The organism is Agrobacterium sp. InxBP2 (genome assembly GCF_026191755.1).
Taxonomy (GTDB): Bacteria; Pseudomonadota; Alphaproteobacteria; order Rhizobiales; family Rhizobiaceae; genus Agrobacterium; species Agrobacterium pusense.
Map to the genome: position 1 here is coordinate 332,358 of NZ_JAINDY010000026.1, position 23,867 is coordinate 356,224.

The 23,867-nt window shown below is 59.2% G+C and carries 20 protein-coding genes; 11 read left to right on the forward strand and 9 right to left on the reverse strand.

Features of this window, described 5'->3' with window-relative positions; translation table 11 throughout:
* Nucleotides 1–245 precede the first annotated feature (245 nt).
* Complete coding sequence (locus tag K7A42_RS09565; protein WP_112556682.1) at nucleotides 246–1,133, forward strand: DMT family transporter; 888 nt, start codon at nucleotides 246–248, stop codon at nucleotides 1,131–1,133.
* 28 nt (nucleotides 1,134–1,161) lie between these two features.
* Here the strand turns inward: K7A42_RS09565 and K7A42_RS09570 are convergent, their stop codons facing one another.
* Nucleotides 1,162–2,064, reverse strand: a complete 903-nt coding sequence (locus K7A42_RS09570; protein WP_112556680.1) for a LysR family transcriptional regulator — start codon at nucleotides 2,062–2,064, stop codon at nucleotides 1,162–1,164.
* A gap of 210 nt (nucleotides 2,065–2,274) precedes the next feature.
* On the opposite strand from K7A42_RS09570, the gene K7A42_RS09575 reads away from it, so the two are divergent.
* The 4 genes from K7A42_RS09575 (at nucleotide 2,275) to K7A42_RS09590 (ending at nucleotide 6,644) form a co-directional block, all read left to right on the forward strand.
* Nucleotides 2,275–3,804: an aldehyde dehydrogenase family protein gene (locus K7A42_RS09575; protein ID WP_220367380.1), complete on the forward strand. Its 1,530-nt coding sequence runs from the start codon at nucleotides 2,275–2,277 to the stop codon at nucleotides 3,802–3,804.
* Nucleotides 3,805–4,058: 254 nt separating this feature from the next.
* Nucleotides 4,059–5,012 carry an aliphatic sulfonate ABC transporter substrate-binding protein gene (locus tag K7A42_RS09580; RefSeq protein WP_282455077.1) on the forward strand — a complete coding sequence of 318 codons (954 nt, stop codon included), beginning with the start codon at nucleotides 4,059–4,061 and terminating at the stop codon, nucleotides 5,010–5,012.
* A gap of 16 nt (nucleotides 5,013–5,028) precedes the next feature.
* Nucleotides 5,029–5,808, forward strand: a complete 780-nt coding sequence (locus K7A42_RS09585; protein ID WP_004437949.1) for an ABC transporter permease subunit — start codon at nucleotides 5,029–5,031, stop codon at nucleotides 5,806–5,808.
* Nucleotides 5,809–5,816: 8 nt separating this feature from the next.
* Nucleotides 5,817–6,644 (forward strand): ABC transporter ATP-binding protein, encoded by an 828-nt coding sequence (locus K7A42_RS09590; protein ID WP_112556676.1) that lies wholly within the window; start codon nucleotides 5,817–5,819, stop codon nucleotides 6,642–6,644.
* A 46-nt stretch (nucleotides 6,645–6,690) separates the two neighbouring features.
* On the opposite strand, the gene putA is transcribed toward K7A42_RS09590, so the two are convergent.
* Nucleotides 6,691–10,365, reverse strand: a complete 3,675-nt coding sequence (gene putA, locus K7A42_RS09595; protein ID WP_112556674.1) for a trifunctional transcriptional regulator/proline dehydrogenase/L-glutamate gamma-semialdehyde dehydrogenase — start codon at nucleotides 10,363–10,365, stop codon at nucleotides 6,691–6,693.
* 175 nt (nucleotides 10,366–10,540) lie between these two features.
* Here putA and K7A42_RS09600 point away from each other — a divergent pair, with 175 nt between their 5' ends.
* Nucleotides 10,541–11,011: an Lrp/AsnC family transcriptional regulator gene (locus K7A42_RS09600; protein ID WP_004437958.1), complete on the forward strand. Its 471-nt coding sequence runs from the start codon at nucleotides 10,541–10,543 to the stop codon at nucleotides 11,009–11,011.
* A 64-nt stretch (nucleotides 11,012–11,075) separates the two neighbouring features.
* On the opposite strand, the gene K7A42_RS09605 is transcribed toward K7A42_RS09600, so the two are convergent.
* Both K7A42_RS09605 and K7A42_RS09610 read right to left on the reverse strand, forming a co-directional pair.
* Nucleotides 11,076–11,642: a sigma-70 family RNA polymerase sigma factor gene (locus K7A42_RS09605; protein ID WP_004437960.1), complete on the reverse strand. Its 567-nt coding sequence runs from the start codon at nucleotides 11,640–11,642 to the stop codon at nucleotides 11,076–11,078.
* Nucleotides 11,642–11,848, reverse strand: coding sequence for a NepR family anti-sigma factor (locus K7A42_RS09610; RefSeq protein WP_004437962.1), 207 nt, complete (start codon nucleotides 11,846–11,848; stop codon nucleotides 11,642–11,644). The genes K7A42_RS09605 and K7A42_RS09610 overlap by 1 nt, the downstream gene beginning before the upstream one ends.
* A gap of 138 nt (nucleotides 11,849–11,986) precedes the next feature.
* Between K7A42_RS09610 and K7A42_RS09615 the strand changes: the two genes are divergently transcribed.
* Together K7A42_RS09615 and K7A42_RS09620 are read left to right on the forward strand one after the other, a co-directional pair.
* Nucleotides 11,987–12,781, forward strand: coding sequence for a response regulator (locus tag K7A42_RS09615; RefSeq protein ID WP_112556672.1), 795 nt, complete (start codon nucleotides 11,987–11,989; stop codon nucleotides 12,779–12,781).
* A gap of 96 nt (nucleotides 12,782–12,877) precedes the next feature.
* Nucleotides 12,878–13,867, forward strand: a complete 990-nt coding sequence (locus tag K7A42_RS09620; protein ID WP_034500236.1) for a sensor histidine kinase — start codon at nucleotides 12,878–12,880, stop codon at nucleotides 13,865–13,867.
* Nucleotides 13,868–14,124: 257 nt separating this feature from the next.
* Here the strand turns inward: K7A42_RS09620 and K7A42_RS09625 are convergent, their stop codons facing one another.
* A complete protein-coding gene (locus K7A42_RS09625; RefSeq protein WP_112556670.1) occupies nucleotides 14,125–15,849 on the reverse strand; it encodes a sensor histidine kinase in 1,725 nt (574 codons plus the stop codon).
* A gap of 232 nt (nucleotides 15,850–16,081) precedes the next feature.
* Here K7A42_RS09625 and K7A42_RS09630 point away from each other — a divergent pair, with 232 nt between their 5' ends.
* Nucleotides 16,082–16,657 (forward strand): PRC-barrel domain-containing protein, encoded by a 576-nt coding sequence (locus K7A42_RS09630; protein WP_004437975.1) that lies wholly within the window; start codon nucleotides 16,082–16,084, stop codon nucleotides 16,655–16,657.
* Nucleotides 16,658–16,754: 97 nt separating this feature from the next.
* On the opposite strand, the gene galE is transcribed toward K7A42_RS09630, so the two are convergent.
* The 3 genes from galE to K7A42_RS09645 form a co-directional block, all read right to left on the reverse strand.
* Nucleotides 16,755–17,738 (reverse strand): UDP-glucose 4-epimerase GalE, encoded by a 984-nt coding sequence (gene galE, locus K7A42_RS09635; protein ID WP_004437978.1) that lies wholly within the window; start codon nucleotides 17,736–17,738, stop codon nucleotides 16,755–16,757.
* 171 nt (nucleotides 17,739–17,909) lie between these two features.
* Nucleotides 17,910–18,347 (reverse strand): hypothetical protein, encoded by a 438-nt coding sequence (locus tag K7A42_RS09640; RefSeq protein ID WP_282455078.1) that lies wholly within the window; start codon nucleotides 18,345–18,347, stop codon nucleotides 17,910–17,912.
* 4 nt (nucleotides 18,348–18,351) lie between these two features.
* Nucleotides 18,352–18,696 (reverse strand): DUF883 family protein, encoded by a 345-nt coding sequence (locus K7A42_RS09645; protein ID WP_004437983.1) that lies wholly within the window; start codon nucleotides 18,694–18,696, stop codon nucleotides 18,352–18,354.
* Between the two features lie 277 nt (nucleotides 18,697–18,973).
* On the opposite strand from K7A42_RS09645, the gene nspC reads away from it, so the two are divergent.
* Together nspC and K7A42_RS09655 are read left to right on the forward strand one after the other, a co-directional pair.
* Nucleotides 18,974–20,071: a carboxynorspermidine decarboxylase gene (gene nspC, locus K7A42_RS09650; protein ID WP_112556666.1), complete on the forward strand. Its 1,098-nt coding sequence runs from the start codon at nucleotides 18,974–18,976 to the stop codon at nucleotides 20,069–20,071.
* A 59-nt stretch (nucleotides 20,072–20,130) separates the two neighbouring features.
* On the forward strand, nucleotides 20,131–21,369 hold the full coding sequence (locus K7A42_RS09655; protein ID WP_004437987.1) for a saccharopine dehydrogenase family protein: 1,239 nt from the start codon (nucleotides 20,131–20,133) through the stop codon (nucleotides 21,367–21,369).
* Between the two features lie 292 nt (nucleotides 21,370–21,661).
* Here K7A42_RS09655 and K7A42_RS09660 read toward each other — a convergent pair whose 3' ends face one another.
* Entirely contained in the window at nucleotides 21,662–23,509 is a 1,848-nt protein-coding gene (locus tag K7A42_RS09660) for a DEAD/DEAH box helicase (protein ID WP_022563496.1), read from the reverse strand.
* Nucleotides 23,510–23,867: the final 358 nt, after the last annotated feature.

The following is a 23,867-nucleotide window of genomic DNA, read 5'->3' on the forward strand; positions in this document are numbered from 1 at the left end:
TCCATGACGGGGATGTGATGGCGGACGGGACAAATTTGCCGCACCTTGCAGCCATTTGCACTGGTCGCGTTCAATCGGACCATTTTACGATTTTTCCGGCTTGCACTCATAGGTAGCCGGGTCTAGCCGTAGGGAGAGGATCAAAATCTGCCAGACTGTCTGTCCCCCGGAGTGGGGGCGTCCAGGCCGCGTTCCACGCGGCTGGGAGAAGCTTTGCGTTGCGGTCGATTTTCGGGGACGTTTAAATGCAAAAGGGTTTTCTGCTCGGTCTGTTCGCCTACGCGACCTTTTCCATGGGCGATGCCACCATCAAGTCGCTTGGATCGCAGATCAGCGTTTTCGAAATCGGCTTTTTCAGCATCCTGTTCTCCGGCATCTTCATCTTCTTCAGCAAACCGCGCGAGGAAAGGTGGCGTGAGTTCTGGCGCATGAGCCGGCCGTTCGCGGTGCACGGTCGCGCCATTTCCGGCCTGTTCGCGGGTATTTTCGGTATTTATGCCTTCACCACCATTCCGCTGGCGGAAGCCTATGCGCTGATCTTCCTGTCACCGCTCTTCGTCACCGTGCTTTCCGCCGTGGTGTTGAAGGAGAATATCGGCCCCTGGCGCTGGGCGGCGGTTCTGGCCGGCATCGTCGGCGTCATCCTCGTCGTGCGGCCGGGCTTCAAGACGCTGGAACTCGGGCATATCGCCGCCATCGGCGTGGCATTCCTTGCCGCCATGACCATCGTCCTGTTGCGCTCGCTGGCGGGCAAGGAAAAGCGCACCTCGATCATGGGTGTGCTGTTGATTTACGGCCTGACTTTCAACGGCATCGCTTCCATTCCCGAATTCGTCATGCCCAACCTGCACCAGTTGCTGGCCTTCGCCTTCATCGGCCTTTGCACGGCCACGGGACAGATCACGCTTCTGGTTGCCACCCGCATTGCGCCGGCAAGCCAGATCGCGCCCTCGCACTATTCGCAGATCCTCTGGGCGGTGGCGATCGGTATGACCTTCTTTCACGAATATCCCGATGCCATCGCGGTACTCGGTCTTGCCGTCATCGCTGGCTCGGGACTGCTGACGATGATCCGCGAAAAGGTCAGGCTCGGCACCGTGCGCTGGAACCCGTTTTTCCGCAATCGCCTCTGATCGCCGATGTGAACCGAACTGGTGCGGATTAAACCGGCTTGCCGACCTGATCGAGCAGCCAGGCCTGAAAGGCGCGGGCAAGCGCATTGTCCCGCCGTCCTTCCGGCAGGGCTACGTAGTAGCTCTTGTCGGTCTGCAGGGGGATGTCAAAAACGATTTCGAGGCGGCCGGAGGCAAGTTCCGCCTCGATGAGATATCTCGGCAGGAGGGCAAAGCCGATGCCGCTCGCGGCGGCTTCGATGATCATCGAAAACTGGTCGAAACGGCTACCCTGATAAGCATTGTCAGCCGTCACACCGTTCATTTCCAGCCATTCCGTCCAGAGCTTCGGCCGGGTCGTGACATGCAGCAGCGGCTGTCCGGCCAGATCCTGCACCCGGTTCACGCCGGCGCGGCGAAGCAGGGAAGGGCTGGCAACCGGCACGATCACCTCATTGCATAAGAAGGTGCAGGTGCCATGCGCCCAGACCGGCTGCCCATAATGAATGGCGAGATCGAAGCCCTCCTCATCGAAATCGAACGGATGCGAGCGTGAGCCAATCGTAATCGTCATGTCAGGATTGGCATCGATGAAGCGGGACAGGCGCGGCATCAGCCAGCGGCTACCGAATGTCGGCAGCGTCGCGACGGAGAGCGATGCATGCGAGGTGCCCGCCGAAACCGCCCGCACCATCAACTGTTCGGATTGCTGCAACAGGCGCCGTACGTCGGGCAGGAATTTGCGCCCTGCTTCCGAAAGTACCACCCGTCTGCGGATGCGCTCGAAAAGCTGCATGCCCGTCTGCGCTTCCAGCTCGCCGATCTGTCGGCTAACCGCGCTTTGCGTGAGGTTGAGTTCTTCGGCAGCGCGCGTAAAATTGCCATGCCGTGCCGCGCATTCGAACGCTTGCAGGGTAACGATATCAGGAACCAGTCTTCTGCGCGGATCCATTCCATTCTCGCATCAACTTACCCGCGTTTGTCATTGGAAACGGGTTGTTATGGTCATATATGATTACGGGAAAGAATGGAACGGCGTTTTCCGCGTGGCCGGTCCCAGTTTCAAACAACGAATGAAAAATTCGGGGAAAGATGAGTGACGGGAGTTTAAGCGCCGTATCAAACGGCCTTTCCTCCCCTTTCAACCAAAAGGACGATGGACATGGATGCGATGACGAAGCTTGACGTGAAACAGGAAGCCGCCGCCCTGCTCGAGAGGATGGGCGTTGCCCGCGATCTCTACACTGGTGGCGACATGGCCTCTTTCAGCCCGGTGACAGGCGAGCGAATTGCAAGTCTGAAGACCGTGTCGGTCGAGGGCGTAGCGGCCGTGATCGACAGGGCGGAGGCTGCCTTCAAGGCGTGGCGTAATGTTCCCGCGCCGCGCCGTGGTGAGCTGATCCGGCTGCTTGGTGAAGAACTGCGCGCTTTCAAGGCCGATCTCGGCCGTCTCGTGTCGCTGGAAGCGGGCAAAATCCCGTCAGAAGGTCTGGGCGAAGTGCAGGAAATGATCGATATCTGCGATTTCGCGGTCGGTCTTTCCCGCCAGCTTTATGGCCTCACCATCGCCACCGAACGCCCCGGCCACCGGATGATGGAAACCTGGCATCCGCTCGGCGTCGTCGGCGTCATCTCCGCCTTCAACTTCCCGGTCGCCGTCTGGTCGTGGAATGCCGCACTTGCCCTCGTCTGTGGTAACGCGGTTGTCTGGAAGCCGTCCGAAAAGACGCCGCTGACGGCGCTTGCCGTGCAGGGCATTTTCGAACGCGCTGCCGCCCGCTTCGGCGATGCGCCGGAAGGTCTGTCCCAACTGCTGATCGGCGACCGCGCGGTCGGCGAGGCATTGGTGGATAATCCCAAGGTGCCGCTGGTTTCGGCCACCGGCTCCACCCGCATGGGCCGTGATGTCGGGCCGCGTCTGGCGAAACGCTTCGCCCGTGCCATTCTTGAACTCGGTGGCAACAATGCAGGCATCGTCTGCCCCTCTGCCGATCTCGACATGGCATTGCGCGCCATCGCCTTCGGTGCGATGGGCACGGCCGGCCAGCGCTGCACCACGCTTCGCCGCCTTTTCGTGCATGAAAGCGTGTATGACGAGCTCGTGCCACGCCTGAAAAAGGCCTATTCTTCCGTCTCCGTCGGCAACCCGCTGGAAACCTCCGCACTCGTAGGCCCGCTGGTCGACAAGGCGGCATTCGAGGCCATGCAGAAAGCGCTCGAAGCGGCCAAGGCGGCCGGCGGCGTGGTGAATGGGGGCGGGCGCGTGGATACGGGTGCGGCAGATGCCTATTATGTGAAACCGGCGCTGGTCGAAATGCCGAAGCAGGTTGGCCCCGTTCTGGAAGAGACTTTCGCCCCGATCCTGTACGTCATGAAGTACAGCGATCTCGATCAGGCGATTGAAGCGCACAACGCCGTTGCCGCCGGTCTTTCGTCGTCCATTTTCACCCGCGACATACAGGAATCGGAACGTTTCCTGTCGTCGGAAGGCTCCGATTGCGGTATCGCCAACGTCAATATCGGCACGTCGGGTGCGGAAATCGGCGGTGCCTTCGGCGGTGAGAAGGAAACTGGCGGCGGCCGTGAATCCGGTTCGGATGCGTGGAAGGCGTATATGCGCCGCGCCACCAACACGATCAACTACTCCAAGGCGCTACCGCTGGCGCAGGGGGTTTCCTTCGATATCGAGTAATCGACTTTTCGATCGCGTTGTCGGAAGAGAAATTGATCCATCATGCCGGTGCGGCTTCCTCCGCGCCGGCATTTCTGTTCGATGGGTCTGACAAGGGCCTCCGCGATGATTTGCGGAAAACATGTGGTTGCGCGAAATTTTATTCCCGCAACATTGCCGATATTGAATTATCGTCTCTCTATCGTTTTAATGGAAAACCATAGCATTGCTCCATATCGTGATCCGGCCAGAGGGGCTGGTGATAAGGAGATGAAATGCCAGCCATCACCCGACGCGCGCTTTCCGCCAGCCTTTTTGCCGCCGCCGCATTCTCCGTCCTGCCGCTGCAGGCAGGGGCGGCGGAAGAGTTGAAGATCGGTTATCAGAAAACCGGCCTGCCTGTTATCGCCCGCCAGCAGGGCGTCATCGAAAAGGCGCTCGAAGCCAAGGGCGTGAAGGTTTCATGGGTCGAATTCACCGCAGGCCCGCCGCTGGTGGAAGCCCTGAATGTCGGCTCCATCAATGTCGGCTGGACAGGTGATGCACCGCCGATCTTCGGCCAGGCAGCGGGTTCGGCCATCGTTTATGTGGCGGCGCTTCCCTCGAACGGTAAGGGCGAGGCGATCTTCACCAAACCCGAAAGCGGCATCAAGTCGGTTGCCGATCTGAAGGGCAAGAAGGTTGGCGTCGGCAAAGGCACCAGTGCACATAACCTGCTCGTCGCGGCTCTGGAAAAGAATGGCCTGAAATTCAGCGATATCGAGGTGACCTATCTCAGTCCTGCCGATGCCGCGGCAGCCTTCGCCAGCGACAAGATCGACGCCTGGGCCGTCTGGGATCCTTTCTATGCGATTGCCGAAACCCGATACAAGCCGGTGACGCTGGCCCGCACCAGCGATGTGCTTGATGTCAGCACCTATTTCCTCGCCAATCGCGACTACGCCAAATCGCATGGCGATACCATCAACACGACGATCGATGCGCTCGGTGAGGCTGCGAAGTGGTCCGCCGCCAATCGCGACAAGGTCGCTGCGGCGCTGCATGAGGTGACGGGCGTGCCGCTGGAGGCACAGACGCTTGCCGCGAACCGTTCGGAATTCGGCATTACCAAGATCGATGACAAGATCATCGCCAGCCAGCAGGAAACGGCGGATCGCTTTTATCGTCTCGGCCTGATCCCGAAACAGATCAGCATCAAGGATGCCGTCTGGTCGGGCGCCACCAACTGAGCCGGAGGGACATGCCGTGAGCAGCAGTAAGCGCATCGAGTTCGGCGGCATCATCGGCTGGCTGCTTCCCGCACTCATCCTTGCAGGATGGGAGGTGGCGGCGCGCGCGGGGGTGATTTCCGCCAATGTGCTGCCCGCCCCCTCCGCAGTCGCCGAAGCCTTCTGGCGGCTTCTGCTCTCGGGGGAACTCCTCGCCAATATCGGTGTCAGTTCCGCCCGTGCACTCGCCGGTTTCGCCATCGGCGGCTCCATCGGCTTCATCTTCGGGCTGGCGAACGGTCTGTCGAAGTTCTCCCGCAGTTTCACCGATACAACGCTGCAGATGATCCGCAACATTCCGCATCTGGCGCTCATTCCGCTCGTCATCCTGTGGTTCGGCATCGATGAGGAAGCGAAGCTCTTTCTGGTCGCGCTCGGCGTATTTTTCCCGATCTACATCAACACGCTGCTCGGCATCCAGGGCGTCGATCCGCAACTGGTGGAAATGGGCCGTACCTACGGCATGTCGCCCTTCACGCTGTTCCGGCGGGTGATCCTGCCCGGCGCGCTGCCCTCGATTTTCACCGGCCTGCGTTATGCGCTCGGCATCATGTGGCTGACACTGATCGTGGCGGAAACCATTTCCTCCTCGTCGGGCCTTGGCTACATGGCCATGCAGGCGCGCGAGTTCCTGCTGATCGACGTCGTCGTGCTGTCGATCCTTATCTATGCGCTTCTCGGCAAGCTGGCGGACAGTTTTGCCCGCTTCCTCGAAAGCATCTTCCTGCAATGGCATCCAGCCTTCAAGAAAGTCTGAGGTAACCCATGTCGACCGGTAATGTGACGACGTTGAGACGCCCTGATGCCCAGCCATCCCCGCCGCCAGGAGCGGAGGCAAAGATCGAACCCGGCCCGAAATCGACCGAAGCTAAGGTTGCCTTCAGCTTCCGCAACGTCACGAAGAGCTTCGGCGACAAGCCGGTTCTGCGTGGCATTGATCTCGATGTGCGGGAAGGCGAGTTTCTGGCCATTATCGGCAAAAGCGGCTGTGGCAAGAGTACGCTTTTGCGTATTCTGGCCGGCCTCGACACCCCGACGACCGGAACCGTCTCTAAGGATGCGTCAAGCCGCACCCGCATGATGTTTCAGGAGCCGCGTCTTCTGCCGTGGGAGCGTATCGCGAATAACGTTTCAGTGGGATTGACCGGCATCGCCAGGGGCGAGGCGGCGCAGGAACAGGCGCTTGCCATTCTTGAAGAGGTGGGACTGAAAGACCGGGCAGGGGAATGGCCCTATGTGCTTTCCGGCGGACAGAAGCAGCGTGTTGCGCTGGCGCGGGCGCTTGTCGCCCATCCGCAGATCCTGGCGCTGGATGAGCCGCTCGGCGCGCTCGACGCGCTCACCCGCATCGAAATGCAGCTTTTGCTGGAGCGCATCTGGCGCAAGCAGAAATTCACCGCCGTGCTCGTCACGCATGATGTTTCCGAGGCCGTGGCGCTCGCCGATCGCATCGTCGTCATCGATGAGGGCCGCATCGCACTCGACCTCGATGTGAAGCTGCCGCGTCCGCGCCGCCATGGCACGGCGGAGTTTGCGAGACTGGAAGAGCAGGTTCTGAACCAGCTCTTCGGCCGGGGAGAGGTTACAGGGTAATAATGGGTGTCGCGGCAGGGCCAAGACGACCCTGCCGCCCCATGTTTTAGCCAATGCTCATCAGGCTGGCATTGCCGCCAGCGGCGGTGGTGTTGACGCTGACGGAGACCTCTTCCACCAGCCAGTCCAGCGTATAGGGCTGGCTTTCTCCGGAAAGCGCTTCCGTGGTAGCGGCCTGAACGAGAACCAGCGGACCGGAAAGAGCCGAGATTTTCCTGTTGATCTCAACCACACGCTCCGCATCGCCTTCAACCAGCGCACCGGCAAAGGGGCCTGACTTTGCCCAGTCATCCGCCCAGACGATGCGCGAGGTGACGGTTGCCGGCAAGCCATAGATCGACTTTTCAAGCCCCGACGCGTTGTCAATGACAACCGCATTTCCGGCCGCAAGCGCTGCCGCGAGCTGGCGGTAAAGCCCCTGTTCGGTTGCCGGGACCAGCAAAACCTTTCCGCGCGGATGCAGCGCATAGACATTTCTCTCACCGACAGGGCCTGCCAGTTCGGTCTCGAAGCCAAGGCCGGAAAGCGCCGCGGCCTGCCTTGCGGCTTCCGCCGCGACCGTCTCGCCGTTTTCGTCAAGCCAGCGGGCGAGATCGACGGCGGCCTGATCCTGCTGGCTGGCGATGCGGTCGATCTTCGGTGCCTTTTGCGTCATGCGCCCGAGATAGAGCGGGCCGCCCGCCTTGGGGCCCGTGCCGGAAAGACCGCGTCCGCCAAACGGCTGTACGCCGACGACTGCGCCGATGATGTTGCGGTTCACATAAAGATTGCCGGCCGCGACACGGGAGAGCACGTGCTGGATGGTATCATCGAGACGTGTGTGCAGACCGAAGGTCAGGCCGTAACCGGTGGCGTTGATCTCATCGATCAGCCGGTCGAGATTGTCGCGCTTGAAGCGGATGACATGCAGCACCGGACCGAAAACTTCGCGTTTCAGATCCGCAAGGGACTTCATCTCGATGATGGTCGGCGGCACGAACGTGCCCTTGCCGGTTTCGCCCGCAAGTGTGATCTGCTCGATGCGGTGACCGAGCGAACGCATGTCCTCGATGTGTTTTTCGATGGTTCCCTTGGCCTCGGCGGTGATGACCGGGCCGACATCAACCGAGAGTCGATCGGTGCGGCCGATGCGCAGCTCATGCAGCGCGCCTTTCAGCATGGTCAGTGTGCGGTCCGCAACATCTTCCTGCAGGCAGAGAATGCGCAGCGCCGAGCAGCGCTGGCCGGCGCTGTCGAAGGCGGATGCGATGACGTCGGCGACGACCTGTTCGGCAAGAGCCGAGGAATCGACGATCATGGCGTTCTGGCCGCCGGTTTCGGCAATCAGCGGTACCGGCTGGCCATTCGCCAGAACCCGGCCGGCAAGCTGCCCCTGAATGAGCCGCGCCACTTCCGTGGAGCCGGTGAACATGACGCCTGCCGTCAGCGGCGAACCCACGAGTGCTGCACCCGTCTTGCCGTCGCCCGGCAGAAGCTGCACAGCGTCTTGCGGAACGCCGGCCTCATGCAACAGGCGCACGCCCTGGGCGGCGATGAGCGGGGTCTCTTCAGCAGGCTTTGCCAGAACCGGATTACCGGCCACCAGCGCCGCCGTCACCTGACCGATGAAGATGGCGAGCGGGAAGTTCCATGGGCTGATGCAGACGACCGGGCCGAGCGGCTTTTCGCCGGCCGCGAAATTCCTGCGCGCTTCCGCTGCGTAATAACGCAGGAAGTCGATGGCCTCGCGCACCTCGGCAATGGCGTTCGGCATGGATTTTCCCGCCTCGCGCATGACAAGGCCGAGCAGATCGGGCATTTCGGCCTGCATGGCGTCGGCGGCGCGCTCCAGGCAGGCGGCGCGCTCTTCCACGGGGGTGGACGGCCAGTTCGAGGATGCCGCGCGCTGCATGGCCGCTTCCACATCAGCTTCCGTCGGTTCGGTGACGTATCCGACGATATCATTGTGGTCGCCCGGGTTGAGAACCGGCCGCGTTGCGCCGCCCGCTTGCGGCGCGGCCGCTTTCCACTCGGCCGATGCCCCGGCCTTCAGGACCTTGTCGAGAGCAGCGAGTGTCGTTTCGCTGGAGAGATCGAGGCCGGCGGAATTTTTACGTTGCGGCCCGAACAGGTCGGCAGGGGCGGCGATGCGGTCGTGACGTGCGCCGGGAACGTTATGGGCCTTGACGACGGCGGCCGGGTCTTCCAGCAGGGAATCCACCGGCACCGCGGGGTCGGCAATGCGGTTGACGAAAGAGGAGTTGGCACCGTTCTCCAGCAAGCGGCGGACGAGGTAGGCCAGCAACGTTTCATGGGTGCCGACCGGGGCGTAGAAGCGGCACGGCCGGTCGAGCTTCCTCTTGCCGACGACCTCGCTGTAAAGCGGTTCGCCCATGCCATGCAGGCACTGGAACTCGTAGTCGCCAAGTTTGAAGTCTGGACCGGCAAGATGATAGATCGTCGCCATGGACTGCGCATTATGGGTCGCAAATTGCGGGAATATCACATCGCGCGCGGCGAGCAGCTTGCGGGCGCAGGCAATGTAGGAGACATCGGTGTGCACCTTGCGGGTAAAGACCGGGAAGTCTTCCAGCCCCTCCACCTGCGCGCGCTTGATTTCGGCGTCCCAGTAGGCGCCCTTGACAAGACGCACCATGATGCGGCGGTTCGAACGGCGGGCAAGGTCGATAATGTAATCCAGAACGAAGGGGCAGCGGCGGCCATAGGCCTGCACCACGAAACCGAGGCCGTTCCATCCGGCAAGGTCCTTGTCCAGCGCCAGTTCTTCCAGAAGATCAAGCGACAATTCCAGCCGGTCCGCTTCTTCAGCGTCGATATTCAGGCCGATATCGTATTTTTTGCTAAGCAGCATCAGTGATCTCACGCGGGGCAGAAGCTCTGCCATGACGCGTTCGGCCTGCGCGCGCGCATAACGTGGGTGCAGCGCTGAAAGCTTGATGGAAATGCCCGGACCGCCATAGATACCGCGCCCGGCAGAGGCCTTGCCGATGGCGTGGATGGCGTTTTCATAATCCTTGTAATAACGCTCCGCATCCTTTGCGGTGGTCGCGGCTTCGCCCAGCATGTCGTAGGAGTACTGAAAGCCCTGTTCTTCCAGCGGCTTGGAACGCTTGATCGCTTCCCCAATCGTCTCGCCGGTCACAAACTGCTCGCCCATCATGCGCATCGCCATATCGACGCCGCGGCGGATGACGGGTTCGCCAGCCCGGGCGATCAACTTGGTCAGCGCCGCCGAAAGGCCGCTATCGTTCACCGTCGAGGTAAGCTTGCCAGTGATGACGAGACCCCAGGTAGCGGCATTGACGAAGAGCGAGCGGCCGCCGCCAATATGGGATTTCCAGTCGCCGCGAGCGATCTTGTCGCGGATCAGCGCATCGCGGGTGGCAGTGTCGGGGATGCGCAGCAGGGCCTCGGCGAGGCACATCAAGGCAACACCCTCGTGGCTGGAGAGCGAATATTCCTGAACCAGCCCTTCGACGCCGGTGCCCTTGGTCTTGGCGCGCAATGCTTCGATCAGTTTGCGAGCGGTCTCGCGAATGGCTTTCGCCTGTTCTGCCGTCACCGTCGCCGCCTCGATCAACGGCGCCATGCATTCTTCTTCGGTACGGCGATAGGCGGCAGTGATCGCCTTGCGCAGCAGGGTCTGCTCACGCACCGGCGGCGCAAAATTCTGGAAAATACCACTCGTCGTTACACCGGCGTTGCTTGCACCATCGGCCATTCTGAAAATCCTGAAAACGCTGTTGAAGACAGACTGCCGGCGGCAGCGTGTCCTCAGCCCGCCGCTCGTCATCCTTACGCTCACAATATCATTGCCACGAAAATTGCTATGGCCTTATTTTTAGCATAAAACAGGCAATACGAACTTTTATTGTCCCAATTTGGCGTGAAAATGAATGGCAAATAGTCAGAAAACAGACGGTTTGGATGACTTCGACCTCAAGATTCTCGAGGCGCTCAGCGAGGATGGGCGCATGTCCGTGCTGCAGCTGTCGAAAAAGGTAGGTCTTTCCAAGACACCCTGCCAGACGCGGCTGAAGCGACTGGTGGATGAGGGCTATATTCTCGGCTTCCGCGCCATGCTCAATCCGCAGAAACTCGGCGTCGACCATATCGCCTTTGCCGAGGTCAAGCTGTCCGACACACGGGAAAAGGCACTGGAGGAGTTCAACACTGCGGTACGCAAGATCAAGGAAGTAGAAGAATGCCACATGATCGCCGGCGCCTTCGATTATCTCCTGAAGGTCCGCACCAGCGACATACGCAAATACAGAAGAGTATTGGGCGAAAAAATCTCGAGCCTGCCCTCTGTCGCTAACACGTCGACCTTTGTGGTCATGCAGTCCGTCAAGGAAACCGGCATCTAAAAAGAAGACGAAAAAACGGGCAGACTCGCGTCTGCCCGTTCGTTACCTTCTGCGTCCAGTCCTCTCAGCGCGCCGTTGCAGCGGCGGTGACGGCTGTCATCTGCGCGTCGGGACCGAACTCGTTTTCATTCTCGATGCCCAGCAGTTCCTGCAGTCGCAACCTTGCACGGCTGACGCGGCTCTTGATCGTGCCCACAGGGCATCCGCAGATTTCCGCCGCCTCTTCATAGGCGAAGCCGGAAGCGCCGATCAGCAGTATGGCTTCACGCTGGTCGTCGGGCAATTTCGCGAGCGCTGCGCGGAAATCCTGAAGGTCCACCGAGCCATGCTGTTCCGGCGGGACCGACATGCGGGACGTATAGACACCATCCGTGTCCTGCACCTCGCGACCGGATTTGCGGATCTGGCTATAAAACTCGTTGCGCAGTATCGTTACCAGCCAGGCGCGCATATTGGTGCCGGGTTGATAACTGTCCTGTTTCGCCCAGGCTTTCATGATCGTGTCCTGCACGAGGTCGTCGGCCCGGTCCCTCGAACGGATCAGCGAAATTGCGAAGGCGCGAAGGTTGGGCAGTGCTGCCAGCATCTCGCGCTTGAAGTTGTATTCTGTCTGCTCCGGCTCTTTCGCCATCATTCCTCCAAAGCCTTGATTTTGGCTCTGCTTTCCGCTTCATCGAGTTTTTCGAGAAGGTCGAGGAATTTGTCAGGGATGCCTTCGTCCTGAACGGCATCATAAAGCTCCCTGAGCTTACGGGAAATCACCGCCCGCCCTGAGTGCGGGACCTGGGGGGCGGCCGGATTATCCGGCTGATCTTGGTCCGATTGAAATATGCTCATAACGTCCGGTATTCCTTTTTTGTCATGGCAAAGAATGCACGGCGAAAAAAATAGTTCCGGTGGTTCGGAACTTTTTTTGCGATGTGCACGTTGCTATCTTGGGTTTGCGTTGCAGACCGCATGAAAGGGGAGAATTCCATGTCAGTTTCTACACGCATCGCACCGCACCTGCCATATCTGCGCAGGTTCGCGCGTGCCGTTTGCGGCTCACAATCAACGGGCGATGCCTATGTTGCGGCTACACTCGAAGCGCTGATCGCCGATATCAGCATCTTTCCGCAGACAAGCAGCGATCGTGTTTCGCTCTATCAATTGTTCGTATCGATCTTTAGTTCCGTCACGATCAATATTAAGGTCGACGAAAACCTGTCTGGATGGGAAAAACGCGCTTCCGCCAATTTGTCCGCCGTGCCGCCACTTGCCCGCCAGGCTTTCCTCCTGACAACCGTCGAGGAGTTCTCGCCGTCGGAGACGGCTGAGGTTCTGCGGGTATCCGAAGACCAGGTCGGTAAGCTCATCGACGAGGCAGCGTCTGAAATCGCCCGGCAGGTGGCGACCGATATCATGATCATCGAGGATGAACCGCTGATCGCCATGGATATCGAACAGATGGTCACCGATCTCGGCCATCGTGTGACGGGCATCGCCCGCACGCACACGGAAGCGCTCGATCTCTTCCATCGTACACAGCCGAAGATGATCCTGGCCGACATCCAGCTCGCCGACGGCAGCTCCGGCCTCGATGCGATGAAGGACATCCTTCAGATGACCACCCTCCCGGTAATCTTCATCACTGCTTTCCCGGAGCGTCTTTTGACGGGTGAACGTCCCGAGCCGACATTCCTCGTAACGAAGCCCTTCAACCCGGACATGGTGAAAGCGCTCATCAGCCAGGCCCTGTTTTTCAACGAAAGCTCGCGCGTCGCGGCGTGAGATTTTGCCGAAACCGCACGCTGACCGGGAACCTCTGTGGTGCCCGGGCGTTGGCGGTTACGGTCGTGGGGCTGCCCCGCGACTTTCTGCAAGGAGATGAATTTGCATCGGCTGGCGTGGCATAACGCGGAGAGGGACGAAAGCGAACTTCACGATTCGCTCGTCCTTGCCTTGCTCGATTCGGGTGAGACAGTCATGCTCCAGGACCGGAACCGTGACTACATATTCGTGGCCAATCTTCCGGATGTCTGGAAGCTGCCGGCTGAATCCCCTCCAACTGATGAAAATCTGTTCGGAAAGGATTTGTCCGGGCGGTTGGCCGAGCTCAAGAAAGACATGGGCGCGGCTGGCAGTCGCGGCATGCTGGAAGTGGGCGCGGGCAATGATCGAGTCTTCCAGTTCCACGTGCACTCAACTTTGAATCAGATGAACCAGATGGTGATGAAAACCACCATCCGGGAAGTGACGGCGGAACGGCGGCGCGAGCAGCTTCTGCGTTCGTTGCTGCGCGAAGTCAGTCACCGTTCCAAGAATTTGCTGGCGATCATCCAGAGCCTTGCGGGCCAGACGGCCCGTTTCAGTCTCACCAAGGATGATTTCCTGCGCAAATTCCGGGGGCGCCTGCATGCGCTTGCCCAAAGCCAGGATCTCATCACCGATTCCGATTGGCGGGGGGCACGTATATTCGAGCTGCTGCGCCAGCAATTCGATCTCTATGTGCCTGAATATCCGAACCTCATCCATATGGAGGGCGAGAACCTGCTGCTCAATCCGAACGGCGCGCTCTATATCGGGCTCGCCTTTCACGAACTTGTTGTCAACACTGTCAGCCACAGCGGCAATCTCGCCTATCACCCGCCAATATCCCTGCAATGCCGGCAGGAGGGGGAGTTCTATATAGTCGAATGGAACGAGCCGATGACGCCGTCGAAGGAACCCGTGGAGGCAAGGCGCGGCAGTTTTGGCAGCGTCGTGCTGGAAAAGGTGGTTCCCTCCGCCCTGGGAGGAAGTGCAGAATATGAGCTTACTCCGGAGCGCATTGTTTATCGGCTGAAATTCCCCTCGGGCGACGTCGCAGATATGTAAGCGACGCACGCGGCCGGACGGACGTCTCGGCCGCCTTTCACTACAGAAGACATTAAAAAAGCACGGCTCAGAGAGAGCCGTGCTATTTCAATGACGGGTTTTCAGGGGCGAAACCCGTTTATACTGGGCCAAGCTTCAGGCGGGGACGGGGGAATTGCTTGGCCTGCATTAAAAACACACCTGGCGAGATTCGGTTCCAGCAAAATGTATATTTTTTGCGGCTCACGAATTATCGTCACTCTTGCGGGTCCGATTAGTTAGAGGGAGCCCGCCTGATCGGATCGTTTGGGCGTGAAGTAACGCATCGGCGCCTCCAGCGCCCATTCGAAACCGCTTTCACGATATTCCGTTGTCACATTCCCTCCGAAAGCGCCTTCCGCATGCCTCTTGATGACCGTAGTCCCGAAACCCTTGCGGCTGGGCTCCTGCGCCGGGGGGCCACCCGTTTCGGTCCATACAAGATGAAGCATCTGCCGCCCGTCTTTTTCAACCGGTTCCCAACGGACAGTAATTTTGCCTGAGGGCGCGGACAAAGCGCCGTATTTTATGGAATTTGTGGTAAGCTCATGCACGACGAGGCCAAAATTCTGCGCGGCCTCGGGCGAGAGCATGAAATCGTCTCCCGCCAGAACAAAACGCTCTGCCACCGTGCCAAAAACATCGAGGTGGGTCTCGATCAGTTTCCGGATTGGCAAGCCCTGCCACTGAACTTCCGCCAAGGCCCGGATCGACATGCCGAGGCCGCGCAGGCGATGGTCCACCTCTTTCTGGAATTCCGGAATGCTTTTATTCTCGCGGCCCAGTTGCCGTATCATCGCCTGAACAAGCGTGAGAATGTTCTTGGAGCGGTGCACCAGCTCATGCAGCAGCAATTGCAGCCTTTCTTCTGACTGGCTTCTGTCGAAGGAGGCGTTTGAAAGCGCGATGGCCACCTGATTGGCCTCTTTTATCTTGGTATCCACCGGCGCGACGATCTCACCTTCACCAATGCGCTCGGCCATGAGGGTCAGGTCGCGGATCGAGCTGCGCAATTGCCGCCCCACCAGATAGGCGCCGCCTATAGCAATCAAAACGAGTACCAGGCTGCCGATCATCATCTGCCGCCAGGTATCGACCAGCGCAGCCTGACTTGCGGCAAGCGGCCCCCACATGACGGTTTTCCACTGCCAGCCCGGCAATTGCGCATAGGCGTAAAGATTGCCCTTGCCGTCGAAAAAATTGCCGCTGAAGGCCTGCATTTCGGAGAGTATGTCCGGGGTGACGAACGGTTTGCCAATCGCCGCCTCGTCAGGAGCGGTGGATACAACGACACGATTGGTGCCGTCGATGATAGCGACCGCCCAGTTTCGCGGCAGGTTCTCGGTGGAGATGAGCCGGCTCAGGTCACTGGCGTTCTGCGTCAGGATGAGGGCGTCTCCGGCAGACCCGAGTTCCGGATCGAGCGGCATGGTAACGTTGAACACCCATTCCTTGCTGGTTGAGCCGAAAAAAATGTTCGATACCGTTATACGGCGGGATTCTATCGCTTTGGCGAGATCGGCCTCGACCGGCACCTTGCCGAGAGGCTTGCCGAAGGGCACACGGGTGTTGAGATGCTGCTGGCCATCCTTGGTGGCAAGAATGGCATAAAGACCCTCCCTTTTCAGGCTGTCTGCTACGCGTCCCTGAAAGGCGGCGAGATTGCCGCTTTCGAGTTCGGGAAATTGCGACAGCAGATTAAGCGAGGTGGCGATTTCCTGCAGACGGCGATCGATGTTGCGGCTGACGACCCGTACATCCTCGATCGTCTCCCGCTGCAGGTCGTCGCGTTTTTCCGCTTCCAGGCGGAGCATCAAGTAGCCGACGAAAAGGATCAGCGGCAAAGTGATGACGGTCGCCATCACCACCAGATAGGTGCCGATGGAGGCGGTCGGGAAAAAATTCGCGCTACGCCGACGCAAAGCCGAGATCATGTTCTTCAGTCTGTTGCCGGGTCGAGGCATATAAAAACTCCGGCATTTATCCCTTTGTTACGACATGGATAATACCGCGCCATACCCCATTGGCAATGGCTGATTTCTTACCTTTGGTTGTTGTGGTTCACGACATCTCCCAAAGCCGTGATTGAAAAAATCGGAACTATTTGGACAACCATGCCGTTTGCCAGTAGAACCGGTCGAAGAGCGGAAAAATGTTTCCGCCGGCCAGTTGAGAACGATGAAAGGAAGGTACGAAATGGCAAAGAAACTTACGATCCTCGTCACCGCCGCCCTCATGGGCACGACGGCTTTCGCGCCGCTTGCCATCGCTCAGGGCACGACGCAGCCCGCGCCGGCAAATCCCAGCGCACAGACTGAACCGGCGACGCCGCCAGCGACGCCCATGGCTCCTGCAGCACCCTCGGCCAATGACAGCGCAGCCACGACTACCGGCGGAGCCTATCTGACGGAGCAGGGCGAAACGCAAATCAGCGCCAATGACTATATCGGCAAGTCTGTCTACACAGCGGCCGATGAGAGCATCGGCAATGTGACGAACCTCATCATGGAACAGGACGGCGGTCTGGTTGCAGCGGTGATCGGTGTTGGCGGCTTCCTGGGTATCGGCGCCAAGGACGTGGCCGTTCCCATGGACAAGGTGACGATGACGCGCAACGCGCAGGACGGCACCATTCGCCTGACGACGACCGAAACCGCGGAAACGCTGAAGGCAGCGCCGGAATTCAAGACGCTGGAGCAGAAGACCAGCGAGCAGAACGCGGCAACCCCGGCGGCACCCGACAGCACCACCACTTCGGCGACAAAGCCGTAAATCCCATACCTGGGAGGCAGGAGCGGGAACAGGCGCCATCCGCCGTCCCGCGGGAGACACCGGCCGTCGGCCGGTGTCTTTTTATCAACTGACTGGTTTATTCACCCGCGTTCCGCGACGAATGCCATGCCCAGGCGGATTTGATGATATCGGAAAGAGAATAGCGCGGTTCCCAGCCCAGAACCTCTTTCGCCTTTTCGTTATTTGCCACCAGTGTTGTCGAATCGCCATCCCGACGCCCGGTATATTCGACGGGGAAGGGCCGACCGGAGACTTCCGAAATCGCTGCCAGCAATTCTTTGACCGTTGTGCCCGTGCCGGTGCCGAGGTTGAGTTCCACGGTTTCTCCGCCCGCCAGCAGATAATCCACTGCACGCACATGGGCGTCGGCGAGATCGAGAATGTGGATGTAGTCGCGCACGCAGGTTCCATCGCGCGTGTCGTAATCCGTGCCAAATACCTTGAAACCCTGACGCCGGCCGAGTGCGGCCTCGATGGCCAGCGGGATCGCATGGGTTTCCGGTTTGTGCCATTCGCCGATGCGGCCTTCGAAATCAGCTCCTGCGGCATTGAAGTAGCGCAGCATTACCGAGCGTAGCCCCTTATAGGCGCTGTAATCCTTCAGCGCCTGCTCGACCACCCATTTGGTGCGGCCATAGGGGTTGATCGGCGCCTGCCGGTGCGTTTCGTCGATCGGGACCTGTTCCGGCAGACCATAGGTGGCGCAGGTGGAGGAGAATACGAAGGCATTGACACCGGCATCGATGGCGGACGAAAGCAGGTTGAGCGAGCCGATGACGTTGTTGTCATAGAAAGCCACGGGCTGCTTGACCGATTCACCGACCTCGATCAGTGCCGCGAAATGCAGAACCGCCTCCGGCCGGTGTTTGGCGAAGACTTCGTCCAGCCGCGCCCGGTCGCGAATATCGCCCTGTTCGAAAGGCCCCCAGCGGACGAATTCCTCATGCCCGTTGGAGAGATTGTCAAAAACGACGGGTTCATACCCTCTTTCAGAGAGGAGAAGGCACGTGTGCGAACCGATATAGCCGGCACCACCGACGACAAGGACTTTCTTCTTCATCAATTGCCTTTCAAAAAATTACGGATGCGCCGAGACTGTATGTTACTTTGTTTAAATAAGGGCGGCGTGACGCAGTGCGCCATCAACCAGTCTATCCTTCGCGGGTAACATAAAAAAAACCGCGCATCCATGGGCCGGATGCGCGGTTGGTGTCGCTGGCGAGCCAAGAAGTTACTTGGTCTTTTTTGTACCTGCTCTCGTGGCGAGAAACCCGGCTGCGACGGCGACGGCAAGTGTCGCATAGGGGCGCGCCTGTATCGCGAGTGAAAGCAACGACTGAAGAGCAAGCGGCGCCGCCGTCAGCGGCGCTGCGGCGGCGAGTGGCGTGACCGGCCTCGTTGCATAGACCCTTGGACGCTTCAGGATGGCGAGTGCCACAAGCATGATGACTCCAAGCAGAAACGCAGATCCGGCGACGACCAGGGCTGCAGGGCCTGCGCCAACGTGCCGGGCGAGGTAAATCGATCCGGATACAACCGCCGCCACGAAGGCTATCAGGAAAAATATTCCCGCCAGCACCGATAATATGATGACAGAGCGCAGTCGTCTCGTGACGACACGCCCTTCACGCTGGGTCTCCCCCAGATAGACCAGCAATGCCTCAAGCATGAGCTTATCGACGTGTCAGGAGGGCAAGAACGAAACCGACGCCGACCGCAATGCCGAGCGACTGGAGCGGGTTTCGCTGGACCTGGTCCGTCAGATTGTCATTCAGCGTTGAAATCTCGTTGCGCACGGTATCCGCCATGTCGCTCGATGCGGAGATGGCATCGTCCGCAACACGGGCGGCCTGAGCTTTCAGCTCATGCGAAGCACCGACGCCAAGCGCCTTCACGCTCTTGGCAAGATTTGCCAGATCTTCGCGAAGCTGGGCGAGCTGCGCGGCCACATCGGCTGCATCACCGCTTTCGAGGGATTGCTGGATCTTGTCATTAACGCTGCTACGCACGCTTGCCATGAGTGAAGTCCTTCTTGAACATCGTTGATGGAGATGGCGACATGTCCATGACTGACGCCGCTTGACTTTCATTACGGCGGCAGAAATTACCCGCCTGTCCGTGATTGAAACGCAGCGACACCGACTTGGTTCCGCAACGTCATGTGTTTTCTTCGTCCCGCTCGACGCGCCTCATTTTTAAGGAATTAGCCCCCGGACATTTGTTTTCCTGTAACAAGCATCATATAAGGCCCATCATCCAAGACCGACCTTGACTTCAATCAATATGTGAAACGAGATGTTGCAGACGCCATATTACCTCATCGACAAGACAAAACTTCTTCGCAACATGGAGAAGATTGCCTATGTGCGGGAAAAATCCGGTGCCAAGGCGCTCTTGGCGTTGAAATGCTTCGCCACCTGGTCGGTGTTCGACTTCATGTCGCAATATATGGATGGCACCACTTCCTCCTCGCTCTATGAAGTCCGTCTTGGCCGCGAGAAATTCGGCGGTGAAACCCATGCCTACTCCGTTGCCTATGCCGATTACGAGATCGACGAGGTGATTGCGAATGCCGACAAGATCATCTTCAATTCTATTGGCCAGCTGGAGCGCTTTGCCGACAAGGCGTCCGGCATCACGCGCGGTCTGCGCCTCAATCCGCAGGTCAGCTCCTCGAGCTTCGATCTCGCCGATCCCGCACGTCCGTTCAGCCGCCTTGGCGAATGGGATGTCGCCAAGGTCGACAAGATCATGGATCGCATTTCCGGTTTCATGATCCACAATAACTGCGAAAACAGCGATTTTGCCCTGTTCGACCGCATGCTGACGCAGATCGAGGAAAAATTCGGATCACTGCTGTCGCGTGCCGAATGGGTCAGCCTCGGCGGCGGCATTCATTTCACCGGCGACGATTACCCGCTCGACCAGTTCTGCGACCGTCTGCGTGCCTTCTCAGAAAAATACGGTGTGCAGGTGTATCTTGAGCCGGGCGAAGCCTCGATCACGAAGAGCACGACGCTCGAAGTGACGGTTCTCGACACGCTGTTCAACGGCAAGAACCTCGCTATCGTCGACAGCTCCATCGAAGCGCACATGCTCGATCTTCTGATCTATCGTGAGAGCGCCAAGGTATCGCCGAACGAGGGCGAACATCCCTATATGGTTTGCGGCAAGTCCTGCCTCGCCGGCGATATTTTCGGCGATTTCCGTTTCGACAAGGAGCTGAAAGTGGGTGACCGCATCTCCTTCCAGGACGCAGCCGGTTACACCATGGTCAAGAAAAACTGGTTCAACGGCGTGAAGATGCCGACGATCGCCATCAAGGAACTCGACGGCTCGGTTCGCGCCGTCCGTGAATTCGACTTTGCCGATTTCGAGCAAAGCCTGTCTTAAACCCTGTTTCAACATCCAACGAAGCTCATCCCTGCGGGGAAAAGGAGGCATCACCTGAAATGAAGAAGAACGTTCTGATCATCGGCGCCGGTGGCGTAGCACAGGTCGTGGCGCATAAATGCGCCCAGAACAGCGATGTATTGGGAGACATTCATATTGCGTCACGGACTTTGGAAAAGTGCCGCAAGATTGTCGAGTCCGTACGCGAAAAGAAGAGCCTCAAGACAGATGTGAAACTTGAGGCCCATGCGCTTGACGCGATGGATATCGAGGCGACGAAAGCCTTGATCAACAAGACCGGCGTACAGATCGTCATCAATGTCGGTTCGGCTTTCGTCAACATGTCCGTTCTTCGTGCCTGCATGGACACTGGTGTTGCCTATATGGATACGGCGATCCACGAGGATCCCACCAAGATCTGCGAGACGCCGCCGTGGTATGGAAACTACGAGTGGAAGCGTGCTGAAGAATGCAAGGAGAAGGGCATTACTGCCATTCTCGGTGTCGGTTTTGACCCGGGTGTCGTCAACGCCTATGCGCGTCTTGCCAAGGATGAGTATTTCGACAAGGTCACCTCGGTCGATATCGTCGACATCAATGCCGGCAGCCATGGCCGCTGGTTCTCCACCAACTTCGATCCGGAAATCAACTTCCGTGAGTTCACCGGGGTCGTTTATTCCTGGCAGAATGGCCAGTGGCAGACGAACCAGATGTTCGAAGTCGGCCAGGAATTCGATCTGCCTGTCGTCGGCAAGCAGAAGGCCTATATGACCGGCCATGACGAAGTGCATTCGCTGTCCAAGAACATGGACGGCGCCGATGTCCGCTTCTGGATGGGGTTCGGCGATCACTATATCAATGTCTTCACCGTGCTGAAGAACCTCGGGCTGCTCTCCGAAAAGCCGGTCAAGACGGCTGAAGGTCTGGAAGTCGTGCCGCTGAAGGTGGTCAAGGCCGTGCTGCCCGATCCGTCTTCGCTGGCGCCCGATTATGTCGGCAAGACCTGCATTGGTGATATCGTCAAGGGTATCAAGGACGGCAAGGAACGCGAAGTCTTCATCTACAACGTGGCTGACCATAAGGAAGCCTATGAAGAAGTCGGCTCGCAGGGCATTTCCTACACAGCTGGCGTTCCGCCGGTTGCTGCCGCCATGTTGATAGCGACGGGCGAATGGGATGTGAAGCAGATGGCAAACGTTGAAGAACTGCCACCGAAGCCGTTCCTGAACCTTCTGAACAAGATCGGTCTTCCGAACCGCATCAAGGACGAAAACGGCGACCGCGCGCTGGAGTTCTGATTGCCGGTGTTGTGATTGCGTTAAATAGAAAGCCCCGCGAAAGCGGGGCTTTTTGCTGAATCTGTCGACCTGAATCGATTGCAAAGTTTTCGCATCCCCACTCCGTCACCCCGGACTTGATCCGGGGTCTAGCGCGATCAAGTCTTTGATCGCAAAAGGGTCTTCTCACGACGCAGACGCGTCGTGGCTGGATGCCGGATCAGGTCCGGCATGGCGGAGGAGGTCGTCGACCGGCTTGGGTCCCACAAAAAGGGACCCATTTTCTTGCAAGAGCTAAAAACGAAGGGCGTCCTCAGCCCTTTGTCGGCTTTGGCCCACGCTTTTCGAATGGCTTGTCCTTCTTGCCCTCATATTTCGGCTTGTCGCCAAAGGGCTTTTTCTTTTTCCAGGGCTTGTCTTCGCCCTTGCGATCATCGCGGGGGGCGCTCGCGTTGTCGGACTTGCTGAACTTACGCTGGGCCTTGGCCGGCCGCGTGTCTTCGCGGAAGCCGCCGGTCATCTCGGGTTTGCCCTCAAGCGCCTTGAGGCGAATGCCCTTTTCGAGCGTCATGTCCTTGCCGATGGCGGAGGTGAAGCGGTCGACGGCGTCGGCTGCCAGTTCCACGAAGGTTTCAGTCTGTTGCATGCGGATCGCGCCGATATCCTGGCGGGTGATCTTGCCGAAACGGCAGAGCATCGGGATAAGCCAGCGCGGTTCCGCGCTCTGCTTGCGACCGACAGACAGGGAGAACCAGGCACTGTCGGAGAAATCGGACCTATCGCGGCGCGGAGCGTTGTTTTCGGGTGTTTCGAAACTGTCGCGGCGCGGCTTGCGGGTGTTATCAAGCGCGACTTCAAAAATGTCTTCCGGTGCCGAACGTCCCGCATGATAAAGGCGCACGAAGGCCGCCGCGACTTTTTCCGCGCCATGCTGTTCCAGCAGCTTGGTCACGAAATCGCGTTCGTCATCCGCCACTGCTTCGCTCAGCGTAGGATCGGCCAGAAGCCGGGCGCCGTCGCGCTCGACGATCTCTTCAACGGAGGGTGGGTGTACCCATGCGGCACTGACCTTGGCGCCTTCGAGCAGGCGCTCGGCCTTGCGGCGCTGGCTGACCGGCACCACGATGGCGCTGACGCCCTTCTGACCGGCGCGGCCGGTGCGGCCCGAGCGGTGCAGAAGCGTTTCGGAATTGGTCGGCAGGTCGGCATGGATGACGAGTTCGAGGCCGGGCAGGTCGATGCCGCGGGCGGCAACGTCTGTCGCCACGCAAACGCGGGCGCGGCCGTCACGCATGGCCTGCAGGGCATGTGTGCGCTCGTTCTGCGTCAGTTCGCCGGAGAGAGCCACGACGGAGAAGCCACGATTGTTCAGGCGGGCCGTCAGGTGGTTCACCGCGGCGCGGGTGGAGCAGAACACGATGGCGTTGCGGGCTTCGTAAAAGCGCAGCGCATTGATGATGGCGTTCTCGCGATCGGAAGGCGAAACCAGAAGCGCGCGATATTCAATATCCACATGCTGCTTCTGTTCGGAAGCGGTGGCGATGCGCACGGCGTTCTTCTGGTAGCTTTCGGCCAGCTTGGCGATGCTGCGCGGCACGGTGGCCGAGAACATCAGCGTGCGGCGATCTTCGGGCGATTCCTCCAGAATGAATTCCAGATCTTCACGGAAGCCGAGGTCGAGCATTTCGTCGGCTTCGTCGAGCACGACAGCGCGGATCGATGAGAGATCGAGTGCATTGCGCTTGATGTGGTCGCAGAGACGGCCGGGCGTGCCGACGACGATATGAGCACCGCGCTCCAGCGCCCGGCGCTCATTGCGGATATCCATGCCGCCGACGCAGGAGGCGATGGAGACACCGGCAAATTCGTAAAGCCATTCCAGCTCGCGCTTGACCTGCATGGCCAGTTCGCGTGTGGGGGCGATGGCAAGCGCCAGAGGGGCAGCGGCCTGGCCGAAACGGGTGTTGTCACGCAGCAGCGTGGTCGCAAGCGCGATGCCGAAGGCAACGGTCTTGCCGGAACCGGTCTGCGCGGAAACCAGCGCGTCCTTGTCGGCAAGTTCCGGCGCAAGCATGGCCTGCTGCACGGGGGTCAAATCTTTGTAGCCGCGTTTTTCCAACGCCTGCGCGATCGCCGGGGCGATACCCTGGGTGTCTGTCATCTACCGTCTTTCGGATATGAAGCTGCCCGCATCCGCCCGAAACCAATAGATCCTAAAGTCTCCGGGGCAGCCGATACAGGCCATTTCGGCCATCTGGCCGGTTGCATTGCCGCGCTCATACTGCGAATGGGCCGATTTGTACAGTGCACCGCGGTACGCTCTTTTGCGGGTGCTTTATCCCGCCGGCGCGTCAGTGCGCCATTGTTGCATGTTCAGGCTCCCGAAAAAGGCGTACCGCATGGTTCATAAACGGCATTGCGTGGCCCCCGCCTTTTCGCTAAGAGACCCGCAACTTGAGGCTCTTTGTCAGGAAGAGCCGACTGGGTTTGTTCTTGTCCGTCCGTCTTTTGAAAGAGCC

What these genes read in the sequence shown, in the direction of transcription:
- K7A42_RS09615 (WP_112556672.1), top strand. Translation starts at nt 11,987, where the DNA reads ATGTCAGTTTCTACACGCATCGCACCGCACCTGCCATATCTGCGCAGG.
- K7A42_RS09580 (WP_282455077.1), top strand. Translation starts at nt 4,059, where the DNA reads ATGCCAGCCATCACCCGACGCGCGCTTTCCGCCAGCCTTTTTGCCGCC.
- K7A42_RS09660 (WP_022563496.1), bottom strand. Translation starts at nt 23,509, where the DNA reads ATGACAGACACCCAGGGTATCGCCCCGGCGATCGCGCAGGCGTTGGAA.
- nspC (WP_112556666.1), top strand. Translation starts at nt 18,974, where the DNA reads ATGTTGCAGACGCCATATTACCTCATCGACAAGACAAAACTTCTTCGC.
- K7A42_RS09655 (WP_004437987.1), top strand. Translation starts at nt 20,131, where the DNA reads ATGAAGAAGAACGTTCTGATCATCGGCGCCGGTGGCGTAGCACAGGTC.
- galE (WP_004437978.1), bottom strand. Translation starts at nt 17,738, where the DNA reads ATGAAGAAGAAAGTCCTTGTCGTCGGTGGTGCCGGCTATATCGGTTCG.
- K7A42_RS09590 (WP_112556676.1), top strand. Translation starts at nt 5,817, where the DNA reads ATGTCGACCGGTAATGTGACGACGTTGAGACGCCCTGATGCCCAGCCA.
- K7A42_RS09565 (WP_112556682.1), top strand. Translation starts at nt 246, where the DNA reads ATGCAAAAGGGTTTTCTGCTCGGTCTGTTCGCCTACGCGACCTTTTCC.
- K7A42_RS09640 (WP_282455078.1), bottom strand. Translation starts at nt 18,347, where the DNA reads ATGCTTGAGGCATTGCTGGTCTATCTGGGGGAGACCCAGCGTGAAGGG.
- K7A42_RS09610 (WP_004437962.1), bottom strand. Translation starts at nt 11,848, where the DNA reads ATGAGCATATTTCAATCGGACCAAGATCAGCCGGATAATCCGGCCGCC.
- K7A42_RS09625 (WP_112556670.1), bottom strand. Translation starts at nt 15,849, where the DNA reads ATGCCTCGACCCGGCAACAGACTGAAGAACATGATCTCGGCTTTGCGT.
- K7A42_RS09600 (WP_004437958.1), top strand. Translation starts at nt 10,541, where the DNA reads ATGGCAAATAGTCAGAAAACAGACGGTTTGGATGACTTCGACCTCAAG.
- K7A42_RS09620 (WP_034500236.1), top strand. Translation starts at nt 12,878, where the DNA reads ATGAATTTGCATCGGCTGGCGTGGCATAACGCGGAGAGGGACGAAAGC.
- putA (WP_112556674.1), bottom strand. Translation starts at nt 10,365, where the DNA reads ATGGCCGATGGTGCAAGCAACGCCGGTGTAACGACGAGTGGTATTTTC.
- K7A42_RS09645 (WP_004437983.1), bottom strand. Translation starts at nt 18,696, where the DNA reads ATGGCAAGCGTGCGTAGCAGCGTTAATGACAAGATCCAGCAATCCCTC.
- K7A42_RS09630 (WP_004437975.1), top strand. Translation starts at nt 16,082, where the DNA reads ATGGCAAAGAAACTTACGATCCTCGTCACCGCCGCCCTCATGGGCACG.
- K7A42_RS09575 (WP_220367380.1), top strand. Translation starts at nt 2,275, where the DNA reads ATGGATGCGATGACGAAGCTTGACGTGAAACAGGAAGCCGCCGCCCTG.
- K7A42_RS09605 (WP_004437960.1), bottom strand. Translation starts at nt 11,642, where the DNA reads ATGGCGAAAGAGCCGGAGCAGACAGAATACAACTTCAAGCGCGAGATG.
- K7A42_RS09570 (WP_112556680.1), bottom strand. Translation starts at nt 2,064, where the DNA reads ATGGATCCGCGCAGAAGACTGGTTCCTGATATCGTTACCCTGCAAGCG.